Annotated in this window: 7 protein-coding genes; 4 read left to right on the top strand and 3 right to left on the bottom strand. The window is 40.5% G+C overall.

Translation table 11 applies throughout. From position 1 onward, the window contains the following. Positions 1-4 precede the first annotated feature (4 nt). On the bottom strand, positions 5-3,136 hold the full coding sequence (locus AC13EX_RS21460) for a SusC/RagA family TonB-linked outer membrane protein (RefSeq protein ID WP_482894285.1): 3,132 nt from the start codon (positions 3,134-3,136) through the stop codon (positions 5-7). A 1,381-nt stretch (positions 3,137-4,517) separates the two neighbouring features. Further along, a complete protein-coding gene (locus AC13EX_RS21455; protein WP_482894284.1) occupies positions 4,518-5,756 on the bottom strand; it encodes a mandelate racemase/muconate lactonizing enzyme family protein in 1,239 nt (412 codons plus the stop codon). Between the two features lie 246 nt (positions 5,757-6,002). On the opposite strand from AC13EX_RS21455, the gene AC13EX_RS21450 reads away from it, so the two are divergent. Together AC13EX_RS21450 and AC13EX_RS21445 are read left to right on the top strand one after the other, a co-directional pair. Continuing rightward, positions 6,003-7,163 carry a DUF4221 family protein gene (locus AC13EX_RS21450; RefSeq protein WP_482894283.1) on the top strand — a complete coding sequence of 387 codons (1,161 nt, stop codon included), beginning with the start codon at positions 6,003-6,005 and terminating at the stop codon, positions 7,161-7,163. A gap of 596 nt (positions 7,164-7,759) precedes the next feature. Then, a complete protein-coding gene (locus tag AC13EX_RS21445; RefSeq protein ID WP_482894282.1) occupies positions 7,760-9,004 on the top strand; it encodes a serpin family protein in 1,245 nt (414 codons plus the stop codon). 667 nt (positions 9,005-9,671) lie between these two features. Here AC13EX_RS21445 and AC13EX_RS21440 read toward each other — a convergent pair. Next, positions 9,672-10,184: an RNA polymerase sigma factor gene (locus AC13EX_RS21440; protein WP_339709864.1), complete on the bottom strand. Its 513-nt coding sequence runs from the start codon at positions 10,182-10,184 to the stop codon at positions 9,672-9,674. Between the two features lie 423 nt (positions 10,185-10,607). Here AC13EX_RS21440 and AC13EX_RS21435 point away from each other — a divergent pair, with 423 nt between their 5' ends. Further along, complete coding sequence (locus tag AC13EX_RS21435; protein WP_482894281.1) at positions 10,608-11,549, top strand: FecR family protein; 942 nt, start codon at positions 10,608-10,610, stop codon at positions 11,547-11,549. Between the two features lie 38 nt (positions 11,550-11,587). Next, positions 11,588-15,031, top strand: a complete 3,444-nt coding sequence (locus tag AC13EX_RS21430; RefSeq protein WP_482894280.1) for a SusC/RagA family TonB-linked outer membrane protein — start codon at positions 11,588-11,590, stop codon at positions 15,029-15,031. Positions 15,032-15,033: the final 2 nt, after the last annotated feature.

Raw genomic sequence — 15,033 nt, 5'->3', positions numbered from 1 at the left:
GGTTTTAAAATTTTGCGTTTAGGTTAAATCCCAGACTTCTGGTAGGGGGTAAGGCAGGCCAGAAATCCATGCCATTGGCATTGTCAGAGGTTACAGAAACGTTTTCAGGATCCATGTTTTGGGTCCATTTTTTCAGGATCAGCACATTGTTGGCTACACCACTTAGGCGCAATTGCTTGATGAAGAGTTTGTCCGGCAGAAGTTTTGTGAAGTCGTAACTCAGTGAAACTTGACGAAGCTTCCAGAAACCGGCATTGCTCACCCAATCTTCATTAATACCTAACACGTTGGTTGTTTCGTAAAAAGGCTGAATCAAAGATTGAGTGGTATTGATTTCTCCGTTAGGGTTGACACCATCACCCACCACATAACCCTGATCTCTGCCATCAAGGGTGTTTTTATGTAATCCATGTCGTAGGAAGTTTTGGTTTCTACCTGCGATCATCTTGTGTCCCAGTTTGAAGTCAATCAAGGCGTATAAACTCAATCCTTTATACGTGAAAGTGTTAGAAATCCCTCCAAAGTATTTAGGCAAAACGGAGCCCATGTTTTGAGGTTCGTCATTTCGCAATGGTCGCCCACTGTTTTCATCAAAAACCATTCTACCCTGATCATCTCTCAGGTAGGTGAAGGTGTAGAGCTGACCAATTGGTTGGCCAACTACCTGGCGAAGAATTCTTCCTCCTCCAGAGCTTACGGTGATCATGGTGTCGGCTTCAGATACACCTAGTTGTAAAACTTCTGAGGTATTGTAAGTGGCATTGACACTTGCGTCCCAGCGGAAATCCTTGGTGCGGACAGGTGAGCCAGATACCAGAACTTCCAGTCCTTTGTTCATGCTTCGGCCAATATTTACCAATTGATTGGTGAAGCTGGAAGCATCGGAAATCTGGGTAGCAAGGATCTGATCGTTGGTTATCTTGTGGTAGTATGCAAAATCAAAATTGATTTTCTCGTCAAATAACCTTAGTTCCATGCCAATTTCAGTTTCCTGAACTCTCAAAGGTTTTAGGTTAGTATTGGGTACAGTGCTGGCATTGACTCTTCCAAGTGGAGAAGGTAGCCCGTCGGGGTTTGGGAAAAGGTTATTGTCTACCGCATAAAATAGGGCATTGGAATAAGGGGAGACATTGTCATCGCCCACTTCCGCATAGGCGACTCTCAATTTGCCGAAATACAGCCATTCGGGTAGGTTTTGGAAAGCTTGTGAAAACACAAAACTCGTTGCGGCAGAAGGGTACATAATGCTTCTGTTGGCTGGTGCTAAAGTCGAGAACCAATCATTTCTTGCTGTTAAGTTTAGGAAAAGCCATTCTTTATAAGAGAATTCTCCCAGTCCGTATAGGGAGTTGATCTTTTTTTCAGAAAGGCTGTACAGAGGGTCTTTTACCCTACCATTCATTACTGTGTACAGATTAGGGATTACAAAATCTTTTACCGCTACACTGTTGTAGTCCATTCTAACATAGCGCTGGTTTCCACCGAAGGTCAGGTCGATGTTGAAATCCCCAAAAGTTCGGTTGGCTCCAATTAAAAAATCATGGTTGGTTTCCCTGAACCTTCTGGTGTCTTGGGTGAAACTCCCATTGACAAAGCCTGCAGGTGCGGGTGGTATTGGGGCGTAGCCATTGGGGGTGTTGTAGTCGTTGTCTCTAACATAAAAATCCATGGAGAGTCGGCCCATAGCATATAGCCAAGGGGTAAATTGGTAATTAAGGGATACATTACCAATAAGGCGGTCTCGTTTCACATTGTCAAATCGCTTAGAGGTGGAGTAGTAAGGGTTGTTTCTAACGAGAAATCTTGCCATTACTATTTCATCTCCGTTTGGATAAGTGATATTGTTTCTCAATGCTTCAAAAGGCATGGAGTTGGCCAATGTCATGATCAAGGTCGCCGAGGAAAAATCCTGGGCATTGACCTGTGGTGGATTCTGGTTTGCCTCATGGGAATAATTGGCATTTCCGGAAGCCGTAAGCTTAGGTGTGATGTTTTGGGAAAAGCCCAGATTGATGGTTTTCCGATTTAACTTTGAGTTAGGGACAATGCTTTTGTTGTCTGTATTGGCAAAGGAAAGGCTGAAGCCGCCATTGTCTCCACTATTGGAGACGGTAACTGTGTTGGTCCAGTTGGTTCCTGTGTTGTAAAATTGTTTGATTCGGTCGTGTACAGGTTCGTAGGGCCATTCTTCATTGTCGAAAAGAATCTGTGTCATTCCCGGCTCAAATTTTTCACCAAAACTCCAAACTCCAGAAGTGGGGTAGGCGGTAGTGGGTCTAACGCCTCCTTCTCCTTGCCCGTACTCATATTGGAAATCTGTGAAGTCAAGTGGTGTGTCAGTTGTAAAGTTGGAGTTGATCTCTACCCCTAAGCCTTTGCTGGAGTTTTTGCTTTTGGTAGTGATCATGATCACTCCATCTTTGGCTCGAGAGCCGTACAATGCGCCGGCGGTTGCTCCTTTTAATACTGTCAAGGTTTCAATATCATCAGGATTAATGCTTAGTAGTCCATCTCCACCGTCGGAGTTGTTCAATTGGCGATCACCAAAATTACCTCCAAGGGAATAGTTGGAATTGTCCATGGGGACACCGTTGATGACTACCAAGGGGTTGTTTTGCCCGCTAAAGGAAGATTGTCCCCTTATCCGAATTTTGCTTGTGCCTCCGGGGCCCGTGGACATGGAGGAAATGTTTACCCCTGCTACTTTGCCTTGAAGTGCATCTGCAAAATTGGGAGTTCGGTTGTCTGAAATGAGTTCTCCATCTACTGTTGTGGTGGAAAAGCCCAAGGTCTTGGCTTCTCTTTTGATTCCTAGGGCGGTAACCACTACCTCTTCCAGCCCAATGTCATTGGAGTAAAGTGTTACGTCAATGGTTGTTCGGTTTTGGATTTCGATGGTTTGTGATAAGTATCCAATAAAGGAAAAAATTAAAGTGGCATTAGGTGCTGCGTTTAAGGAAAACTTCCCATCAATGTCTGAGACAGTGCCCTGTGAGGTTCCGCTTATCATGATACTGGCACCTGGAATGGGTTCTCCATTGGTGTCCGTTACGGTTCCCGTAACATTGTTGTTCTGTGCGTAAATCTGGCCATACCATAGCATGGTCAGAAAAAGCAAAAATGCTTTGTTTTTCATAATTTAGGTTGTTTTGGGTTGAATAATATTTAATAGATTTGGTAATTAACATGTTTGTAATAGTTGATTTATGCATTAAATAGGTAATTAATTAAATTATAATATTTTATTTGATATAAAATTTGACTAAAATATTTTTAATATATGTTTTAATGATTTGTTATTGTATTTATTTTGTTATATAATTTATTAATTATTTAACCAATATATTAGTATTCATTAAAACAAACAATTTATGATTGCTAAAATGTATTTATTAAAGTTAATATGGTGTACTATGGTTAATTCTAAGAATAAAATGTTTGAATAAATAGAAATTTACTAGGATCGAATTGTGAATTAATTTTGATTGTTTATTCCTAATACATTGTGAAACAAATAATATATTGTACTAAAAATTGTATTTAATTTGATTGAAGTAATTAAGTCCTTAATTCAATGTGGTTTAGGTCTTGTTTAAAAGTTTCGACCAAGGCTTCATAGCCTTGGCTACAAAAATTTCACCTCCTATAGGGTTTTGGGATTTGTTAAGTTTTGCCGCCAATATTACCATAAGGGGGAATATCAAGCGAAAATGAATTCTAGGGTAGGTTAAATATCAATCCTATATAGCTTTAGTTGCCTAAGCTTGTTCAACCCGAATTATGTAATAGGATTCGTAATGAGTGTTGCAATCGCAAGAAAATCAGACTGTTTGGAGATTTTAGCATAGCACCGCTATGGTGAAATTGAAAACAGCAACGAAGTGACTGATTTTAAAGCGATTTCAGCACGTAATAGAATGTCTATTGCATATTTCGAGTTCAATTCCATTTACTTTTTTAGGCCTTATGGAAATTAGTAAAATGGATTGCTCAATGGCGTTAAAAACAAAAAACTGTTTGAGGCCTTTATGGCTGATTTTTTTTTGTTTAGCCAGGGAGTGATTCATTTTGCGTTAAGATTTCCATACAGCCTTGATTTTTTTGGTTCGTTTTTGGATCAAGCCTGCCCTGATTTCTATTCAGGGCCTGCCCTGATTTCTATTCAGGGCCTGCCCTGATTTATAACTCGCTCAGGGGAAAAAATGAACAGGTAGAAATTAGGATAACTATAGGCGAAAGCGATTCTGTCAACATTATTGCAGAAAAAAGAAAGCAACAACACGCCACAATCGTATCTTACTTTTTTCTGACCATTGACCTACATCCATGACTTTGATTTTTTTAGTTTCTATGGGAATATTGATAATAGGAGGAGGGTTTAATGTCAGGTGATAAGAATGGGAATGGAAAATCAATACCGTTAATGGATGAAACTTAGGTTGTGATTTTGTCAGTATTGTCGCCTAAAAAAGCAATACCACCAAAATCTTAAGTCCTTAGATTACTTATAACATCTACTACCAATTGTGAATAGCGCCATCTGGGCTTTTTAGGTAGGGATGCGTAAACTCGGTGTTTTTAGTGACCTCAAACAAAAGCGATGCTTTTTCTGGTGAGAAAATCACGCCAAGTCCTGGGCGGTCATTGAGATGAACTTTACCCTCCCTGAAATCAATAAAATCTTCATTAAAATAGCTAGGCTTCTCAGGTTCTCCTCCCGCCAATTCTATCATGCATCGGGTGGGGCTGGAGGATCCCAATACATGTACAAGTGCAGCTGTAGACAGGGGTCCAGTAAAATGGGGGATGATGCCTACATAATGGGTTTCTCCTATGGCTATTATTTTCTTTAATTCGGAAATTCCTCCGGTATTGGGCAGGGTAACCCGACTGTAATCAATCAGGTGATTTTCCATCAGCACATTGCTGTCCCAACGGTCTCCAAATTGCTCTCCAACTGCGATGGGCACCTTGGTCATGTTCCGAATGGTCTTGTAAACCTCCGGGTTTTCAGACCTGATAATGTCCTCTACAAAATAGGGTTCTAACTCTTCCAGCGCATCACAGATTTTTATCGCTTCTGTGGTGTCAAAACGGGTATGGAGGTCAATCGCCCAGTTACCACTTCCGCCCACAGCTTTGTCTAATCTTTGGCAGGTTTCTATGGTTTTTTTACTGTTTTCGTAAAAATCAAAAGGAGTAGCACCATTTCCTCCGGTGGGGCCAATCCTGAAACATCTTAATCCGGCCTCCAGGCAGTCCTGCGCTTGGCCTTCCATTGTCGTGGCTTTGCTCTTGCGAAAACCTGTGGCATAGCATTCTACATAATTCCGCGTTTTCCCACCCAATAATTCGTAAACAGGAACTCCTAAAGCTTTTCCTTTAAGGTCCCATAAAGCCATTTCAATGGCCCCAACTCCATGAAGCTTCTCACGGCCGGGAGGGTAGAACATGCCTCGATAGAGGTATTGCCAAAGGTGTTCGATTCTGAATGGGTCTTCGCCGATAAGCATTTCCGCACATTGTTTCACCATGTCGGGAGTGCCTCCTTCACCAATCCCAATCAATCCGGAATCGGTTTCTATTTCCACAATGCCCCTGGCCTGATTAAAAAGCGGCTTGTTGTATCCGGGAGCTGCATAATAACGGATTTTTTTGATTTTGAAATCGGAACGTGCGTGACTTGAAAAAGGAATTCCGGAAAATAAGGCGACAGAGCTCAGGCCACCAATCTTTAAAAATTGTCTTCTTTCCATGGTTAAGGTTGGGTTTAATGCTAATGAAGGGCTTAATCTTCTAATTAAATTTTAATAATGCAAATACTATCGGTTAAATTAAGCTTTCATCGGTTGGTTGGGGGAAACCGGAGCAATTAAAATTATAGTCTGGCCCAAATGCATATTGCCCAACAAATATTCCATTCCCCTGGATAAAAGGGAACGGTTTATTGGGAAGGGGTAATTATTTGTTTAGTTTTAAGCATGTTCTTAGCCAAGCGTTTTATGAAGTGGAGTCTGTTTTATTATTGTTCGGTACTAAGTCTCCTCTTTTTTGCCTGCCAAAATAACACTGAGAAAGGGGAGTTGAAATTAAAAGTGGTGGATGAGTTTACTTTTGAAACAGACAGCCTGGTGCCTATCAATCCGGGGCATATTCAGTTTTTGGAAACTGATTCGGGATCTCAAATATTTATATACAATTATTTTAAAAAAATATACCAGTTTTATTCCTATCCTGAAGGGAAATTGGTGAAGGAAGTCCCTTTGCATATGGCTGGGCCTAATAGTGTCAAGCCTTTTTCAGGTGGAGTACTCATGGCTGAAGACTCTATCTGGCTGGTCAATTATGCCCCTCAAAAAATCGTTTTAATTAACTTGGAAGTGGAGGTTCAGTTACGAAAACCCATTTACAATGAACTTTTTCCTATTTCTTATATAGGTGTGTCCTTGGAAACCCCACTTTACCAAATAGGTAATAAGGTATTTGGTGCGCAACCACTTTTTATGGGGCACCATGACATGGATAAAGCGGACATTCAAAAGCACCAGTTGGTCTACAGTTATGATATCGTGGAGGATACTGTGCAGTGGTACGATGTTTTTTACCGGGAAGACTATTGGGACAAGGGCAAAAAAGGCAGTGGCTATTCCTGGGCAAAAAGAGGAGATAAAATTTATATTGCGGCATTGTATGACCATGAAATTCAGGTTTTTGATACCCAATCGGGTAAGGTTACCAATAGAAAAGTGGTTAAATCTGAAAAAGTCAATAATTTTCTTTATGTAGAGGAATTGGCACCTAATCACAGGGCGGCTTTGGAAGATAGGATAAAATATGACCAATATGGTGCCCTGATCTATGATCCTTTTAGGGATGTTTTTTATAGAATCACCAGTTCAGCAGTGGAATATGATCCGGAGGCCTCTGATGAAGACTTAAACCATTTGAATTATTACCGTCCCTATACCGGTATCATGGTTTTAGACAAAGACCTGAATATATTGGCGGAACATACTTTTGACACTTTCGAAGTGTATGTTGGAAGAAATTTTTTTGTTAGGGAAGATGGTTTGTACCTCTCTAGAAATAACCTTTTCCACCCTGATTATGATGAGGAAGTTTTCAGGTACATGGTGGTCAGGTTTGATGAAGTCAATGACTGATTTAGCTGACTCAAAAAAAAACACCGCCTAAATCTAAGGTTAAGAAAGGGGATTCTGGGCTTTCCAATGTTGGCGAATACGTTTTTGAGGCTAAATTTATTTGCTCCGGTTGAATTCTACCAATTCCGCATAAAATACCTTTTGTCGCAACTCTCCCTTGGCAGGGGGGTAGGGGGATTTGGAGTTGTAGGTCATTGAATTAAAACATTTTATATTTATTATGATAGTGCCTTAATGAGCGAAACCGAAGGAAGGGATAGGCCGAAGTTATTAGCATTGTCTTCCAATTCACTTAGTCACTGGAATAACAAACTTTAATTTAAATCTAAGGTAAGAAGGGGGCGTTTTGGTCAATGTTTTTCAAGGCTGAATTTTTAGAATTTAAAGGTACTGTTAAATCAGGAACGTACTCGTAAATCCTGAAAATCCAAAATCCCCCTTTTTTTTAAAGGGGGACCAAGGGGGATTCTTTCGTAAACATTCAAAAATACAAGCTCTCCCAATCCGAAAATGGAAGCCGATTTTGGTTTTTTCAATTTTTATTGTAGCATTTCCTCACCGCTTCCCGTATAGGTGATAAATAAATTCCAAAAATCATGAAAATATCTACTGCTTTGTTCTGTTTATTGGCATTTACCGCTTGCAACTGGGGTGAAGATGAGGAGATCGATCTTACAGCCAATATCCGGCCTTTGCAGGTTCAGGAGCAAGAGATGGTTTTGAGTAGTTCTCAATTCGCCTTCGATTTGTTTCATGAACTTCAGAAGAAGGAAGATGTCAACCAGTTTTTTAGCCCTTACAGTGTGCACCAGGCACTCGCCATGGCCATGAATGGCAATGAAGATGAGATTGAAGCAGAATTTATGCGGGTTTTGCGCTTTGAGGGGATGGAATTGGAAGAAGCGAATCAAGCCGCAAAGTCCCTGACCAATTATTTATTGGAACTAGATCCCAAGGTGAGGTTGGCTATCGCCAATGCCATTTGGTACAGGCAGGGCTTGGAATTGAATCAGGAGTTTGCAGCAGATGTCAGGGACAGTTTCAGTGCAGAGATTGCGAGCCTGGACATGTCCAACCCACAATCCAAGGACATAATTAATCAGTGGATCGAAAACAATACCAATGGGATGATCAAAGATATGCTTGACGCAGTTTCTCCGGATGCAGCCATGTACTTGGTTAATGCAATCTATTTTAAAGCGGATTGGAAGTATCGTTTTGATGTTGACAATACGAAGAAAGCACCTTTTTATACGGCTTCGGGTTCAGAAGTGACCGTCGATATGATGGAATTGTCTTCTCCGGCAGGGTTGAGGTATTATTCTGATGGCGCATTGGAGTACTTGGAAATACCTTATAGCACCGGGCAGTATACCATGGGAGTGATCATGGACAAGGATTTTGAATTGGACAATAAGATGGAGGCATTTACTTTGGAAGACCTGGAGCACTTTAGAGCCAATGCGGATACCTCCAATTTTATTCTAAAGATGCCCAAGTTTAAAATGGGGTATAGAATAAACAATTTAAAAGAAGAGCTACAGCACTTGGGTTTGGTAAAACCATTTGTGCCCAGTCCTCTAAATTTCAGTAAGCTCTTTGTAAATCCAACCGCACCAATGGTAATCAGCAGGGTGATTCACGAGGCGGTAATTGAAGTCAATGAAAAAGGTACCGAAGCTGCTGCTGCCACCGTGGTAGAAATTGAATTGACCAGCGTAGGACCTTCCCAGCCCAGGGTTTTTAGTCTGGACAAGCCCTTTGTCTTTTTTATTCAGGAGAACAGCAGTGGGGCGATATTGTTTGCAGGAAAACTTGGAGATCCTTCCATATTGAATTAGACGAGGTTATTTATTTTTATGTGTTAGGCCTTTTCGGCCTTCAAAGGTTATGGTTTTTGGAGCAGGGTGGAGGGCGTTAAGAAAATGAGTAAGCTCCCACAAGGAGATCCACTCATTTTTAGCCAGGAATCCTGATACAAAAATCAAATGATGGCTACGTAAAAGACATTTGTCCATTAAACAATTACCCATCATTTGAAATAAGATTTGACAGCCCTGATTTGCAACTCGTTCAGGACCTGCCCTGAAGTACAGCAACTCAGTGGCAAAAATGAACAGTGGGAAGAATGAAAAATCAACCAGTCAGGTGAGATCTGGATTGCAAGGTCAATTCATTTCCGTGAGAAAACGTTCATCAGGGAGATTTTGTCAGCATTGTTGCAGAATTGGCAACAATACCGCCAAAATCGTATCTTACTTTTTTCTGGCCATTGACATACATCCATGGCTTAATCCTTTCAGATTCTACCGAAATATTGAATACAGTAAGAAAGTTTATAGGGTATTTTAAAGTACTCAAGCCCTGACAGGGCAATATATCAAAGCACAGGGTGAAGCCCTGTGTTAGGAATAAATGATTTATACACAAGCCCTGGAAGGGTGTAATAAATTGTATAGGGAGCAACAATTCCTTTAAGGGCGATAAAAAGCGAGGATAAATTCTTCCCTAAAAAATCAATTGGCCAATAGAACCTATAATTATGGTCAATAATTCCGGTTTCATTTGAGAACGGATTACTTTTAATGCCCTGAAAAGATGGTTTTTTGCCGTGTTTGGCGCAATGTTTAATTCTTGCGCTATTTCCAATAGAGACAGTTCTTCTGAATGGTGCAGTTTAAATACCTCTTGCTGTCTTTGGGGAAGCTCTTTTAGGATAAGGTCAAGCCGGTGATTTGCTTCACGTTCATACAGGTAGTTTTCTGTTTTGTTTTCAGATTTTTCCATACGAACCCACACGGCCTCTTGTAAAGATTTCTCTTTGGCAAGTTTTTTAAAATAGTCCATCACGGCATTTTTCGCCATTTTAAAGACATAAAAATCCGGATTGTCCATACCCAAAATTTTATCCTTGTGCTCCCAAGCCTTGAGCATAATGTCCTGAGTAATGTCTTCTGCACAGGATGGGTCTTTGACAAGTTTTAGGGTAAAGGAATAAACCTTATTCCTTAAGATTTTCATCCTATTTTCCATTGTTTATATTTAATAATAAATCGTGGTCTATAGACTGAATAAGAACTATTTATTAGGAGAGAGGAAATATGATCAGCTAATTTATCAAAAAAATGCATAAACAAAAACAGATATGATTTTTAAAGTTTATTACACCCAATAATCTGCCTTCAGTTGCTCTAAAAGCCCAATTTTATACTTATTTAATTTTTTTTTATTTTCTCACTGGTCTGTTTTTACCAATGTGAGGTCTTCTTATCGATTGGAGAATAAATTGACTAAGGCTATTTGAGAGAAGGAGATGCCTAAGATCATATTTGAACGTACGTAAAAGCGCAAAATGGAATGTCCATTTTGAAACCTAACTACCCCTTGACAATGCTGAAAAGAGGTTGCATAGTATACCTATGTTGTTATTAAAAAGACTTACTTGTGAAAAATAAATTCCAAAAGTTATTTAAAAAATATGTTGATGGTACCCTTTCAAGAGAGGAATACGATAAATTTTTAAGCCTTCTTGATAGTGAAAGCGCTATGGCAGACTTAGATAATGAATTGGAAAATTTATGGGAAAAGGACAGCCAAAATGAAAGTAAAGTCCCCGCAAAACCTATAGCGGCCAAAGCTTCTTATAGCCCTAAGTTTATTTGGGGAATAGCCGCTTCTGTATTAATGGTATTGGGCTTTGCTTCATGGTTTCTATTGCTTCAGCAAAGGCCATCGGGAATTGAATCGTACAGTACTGACTTTGGAGAGGTTAGGGAATTATTGCTTCCTGATGGTAGTGAAGTCAAGTTGAATGCCAATTCCACCATCACCTGGGACAATGCCTGGGAGGAAAAAGGAAAACGGCAAATTGTGTTGACAGGTGAGGCGTTTTTTGACATACAATCGCTTCCCGGGAAAATTCCTTTTGTGGTAGAGACAGGGAAAGTGTCACTAGAGGTGATAGGCACTTCCTTTAATGTGGACAATAGAAGCGAAAAGGTAGAGATCTATTTGGATGAAGGGCGCCTTAATGTTCATATGGAAGACCCTGAAATTGACATTATTAAAATGATCCCGGGCGATAAGGTTCAAGTGGATCCTGAAACCAATGAAATAGCAAAAGAATCCAATACTTCATTGATCAATTCAGCTTCCTGGAAAAATGGCATTCTCAATTTTAAGGACATGAAGCTGGCCGATGTGCTTGTTAAGCTGACGGACATTTATGGGAAAACCTTTGTCTGTGAAAATGAAGCCTTATTGGATATTGACCTATACCTGGGTGTTCCTTTTGCCGATTGGGACACTGTAAAGCAGGTTTTGGCTTTGTCTCTGGATATAGAGTTTATTGAAAACAATGATTTAGTTGAGATTAAACGCTTATAATATAACAAACAATTTACCCTGAATAACTGAAATAGAATATGAAACAATTAAAATGGAGACTTGGCCTGTTTAGCCTCTGGGCCATGAGTTTATTGTCTGTGATGGACGTAAATGCCAATGACCTCAAAAACATTGAGGAGATGTACCTTATTGAGGCGATTGATAAAATCAGTCGGGATTTTGATGTTTATTTCACCTTCGACAAAGCCTTGGTTAGTGGCATCAAAGTGAATTATGACAACAATGCAGAAAATGTGGAAGATGCCGTTGGTAAGGTGCTTAAGCGCACTTCTCTTACTTTTAAGCTTATTAATGAACAGTTTTTAATTATCTATAAGAATGACGAGGAAGGCTTAAAGTCCCTCAGAAGCATGTCCAAGCACCTGGACAAATTAATCAGGGAGGAAGAAAAGGCTTTCAGCAAGCAAGCCATATTGACACCCCGGCCAATCCCTTCTCCCTCCAAATTGATCGCCAATATCAATGGAAAAGTGGTTAGCGCTAATGGCGAACCATTGGTGGGGGTTACTATTTTGATTAAGGGCAAAAGCCGCGGAACCGTAACGGACCTGGATGGTGGATTTACGCTTGATGGGGTTGACAGTAATGATGTGTTGGTTTTTTCCTATATAGGCTATTTGACACAGGAAGTAACTGTAGGAAACAATTCTATGCTTTCTGTAACCCTTCAGGAAGATTCCAAAGCCCTTGATGAAGTAGTCGTAACAGCACTAGGGATCAGAAAAGAAGTGAAAGCACTAGGCTACTCGGTAACCAAAATCGACGGAGAAAATTTCTCTAAGGCTAGGGAAACCAACTTTGCCAATTCTTTGGTAGGTAAAGTGGCAGGTGTAAATGTGACGGGTGTAGGTTCTGGACCCGGTAATTCATCAAGAGTTACCATTAGAGGAAATACCTCTATTTCTGGTGACAACCAACCTTTGTATGTGATCAATGGCTTGCCAATGGACAATACCCAATTTGGTAGCCCGTCCGGAGCCAATCCTGATTGGGGAGATAATATCTCTAGTATTAACCCTGATGATATCGCAGAAATCACCGTGCTAAAAGGAGCTACAGCAGCAGCACTTTATGGTTCAAGAGCAAAAAATGGTGCCATTGTGATCACTACCAAATCCGGTGCCGGCAAAAAAGGTCTTGGCGTGGAAGTAACAAGCCACAATACCTTTGATGTCCCTTACTATTTATGGGAAATTCAAGACCAATATGGTCAGGGATATGGTGGGGTGAAACCTGCCAGTCAGCAGGATGCAGCCAATCACGGACAAAATCACTGGGGAGCACCTTTTGATGGATCTCAGGTTATTCAATTGGATGGGGTAGAGCGTCCTTATTCTTATGTGAAAGACCAGGTTTTGGATGATTTCTATAGAACCGGTAGCACCTCTAGTAACAATATCTCTTTCTCAGGTGGAGGCGACAATGGTTCTTTCAGACTTGGTTTTACCAATTTGAGAAATAGCGGAATCATTCCTCACTCAGGCATGGAGAGGAACAATATAAGCTTAGGACTTACCCAAAAGGCAGCCAAGAACCTTACCATTTCTGCCAATGTAGATTACATCACAGAAAATGTAAATAACAGGTATGTCAATAGAGGTACACAGGGAAGTGCCGGTGGTACCATTCTCTTTGTAAACAGCAATATGCCCACTAGTGCCTTGGCACCGGGGTACAATGATGACATGAGCGAGAAAGTATTGGGAACTGACCTTAATGCAACCAATCCTTACTTCGTTATCAACAGAATGAGCAACAAAACCAAAAAGGACAGGTTTATCACCGGAGTAACCACAAGATGGGACATTCTTCCTTGGTTGTTTGTACAAGGTAGAGCGGGTCAGGATTATTATACTTTCAAAGGTGACAATATCATACCTGATGGTACGGGTTTCCGTGTAAATGGACAAATTGACCAAAGGGTAATGAACTTCTGGGAGAGAAATTTTGAAGGCCTGATTGGGATTAATAAGGACTTGAATGAAGATTTTGACCTTGCCGTAAACTTGGGAGGTAACCTAATGTCTCAACACAGGTACACTACGAATATTTCAGGTTTGGGATTTGTTATTCCTCAATTGAACGTAGTCAACAATACCTCCATAAGAAATACCTCTACCCAAAACTATGACAAGAAAATCAACTCGGTTTTCGGAACCATGGAATTGAGCTTTAGAAATTACCTATATTTCAACTTAACAGGAAGGAATGATTGGTTTTCAACCCTTAATCCTAATTCAAACAACTTCTTCTATCCTTCTGCAGGGGTGAGCTTTGTGCTTTCTGATGCCATTGACCTGCCAAGGGCAATTAGCTTCAGTAAATTCCGTGTAGCCTATGCTTCAGTGGGTGGAGATACAGATCCTTACGGATTGAACCTGACTTATGGCTTGTTGGATTACAATTACAATGGACGACCTCTAGGTACCATCAATCAGGAAACCGTGCCCAATAACTTGCTTCAACCCCTTAATGTGGATGAATTCGAAGCTGGTTTAGACCTTAGGGTATTGGACAATAGATTGGGATTGGACTTCGCTGTCTACAATAAGCTGACCACCAATGATATCGCTGTGGAAAGTATTTCTACTACAAGTGGTTATTCCGGTGTATCGGTAAACGTAGGAAGTATCAGAAACAGAGGCGTTGAGTTTTTGCTTACTGGTAAGCCTGTAGTGGGCAATGATTTTGAGTGGGACATCACGGGTAACCTTGCCTACAACAAAAGTAAAGTATTGAAAATCTCAGATACTTCTAATGAGTTGATCTTGGCAACCACTACCAAAGCCTTTATCAAACACATAGAAGGAATGGAATATTCTCAGATCGTAGGCCGGACTATCCTTAAAGATGAGCAAGGTAGAGACATTATAGATGCAACAGGACTTCCTATAGTTCCTGCCAATGTGGTTCCTTTTGGTACAGGTGTTCACAGATGGACGGGAGGATTGGTAAACAACTTCAGGTACAAATCCTTCAATCTAAACATCTTGGTGGACGGTAAGTTTGGCGGAAGCATTTATTCCCAAACCAATTATGACCTGGAACACAGGGGCATGTCTTATGGCTCTCTTCTAGGAAGAGAAAATGGAGCTGTTTTGCCAGGAGTCAATGAAAACGGTGAAGTCAATGACGTATTGGTTTCTGCTGACAGGGTAAACAACAGGGCCATTATTGTAAGGAGAAGAGATGCGCTAGATGATTATTTATATGATGCAAGCTTTATCAAATTAAGGAACGTTTCCTTGACCTATAGCTTACCGGCATCTTTCTACAACAAGTTAGGATTCGTTAAAGGTGGCAGCGTTTCATTGGTAGGAAGAAACCTGCTTATACTAATGAGCCATTCTCCCGGAATTGATCCTGAAAACAATTTGTATCCGGGAAACAGTCAAGGTGTAGAATCCAGTGCCTTGCCTCCTACAAGGAGTTTAGGGGTGAATGTAAACCTTAAATTCTAATC

Source organism: Cyclobacterium sp. L-R (genome assembly GCF_056859355.1).
This window is presented reverse-complemented; position numbering and strand designations above follow the sequence as displayed.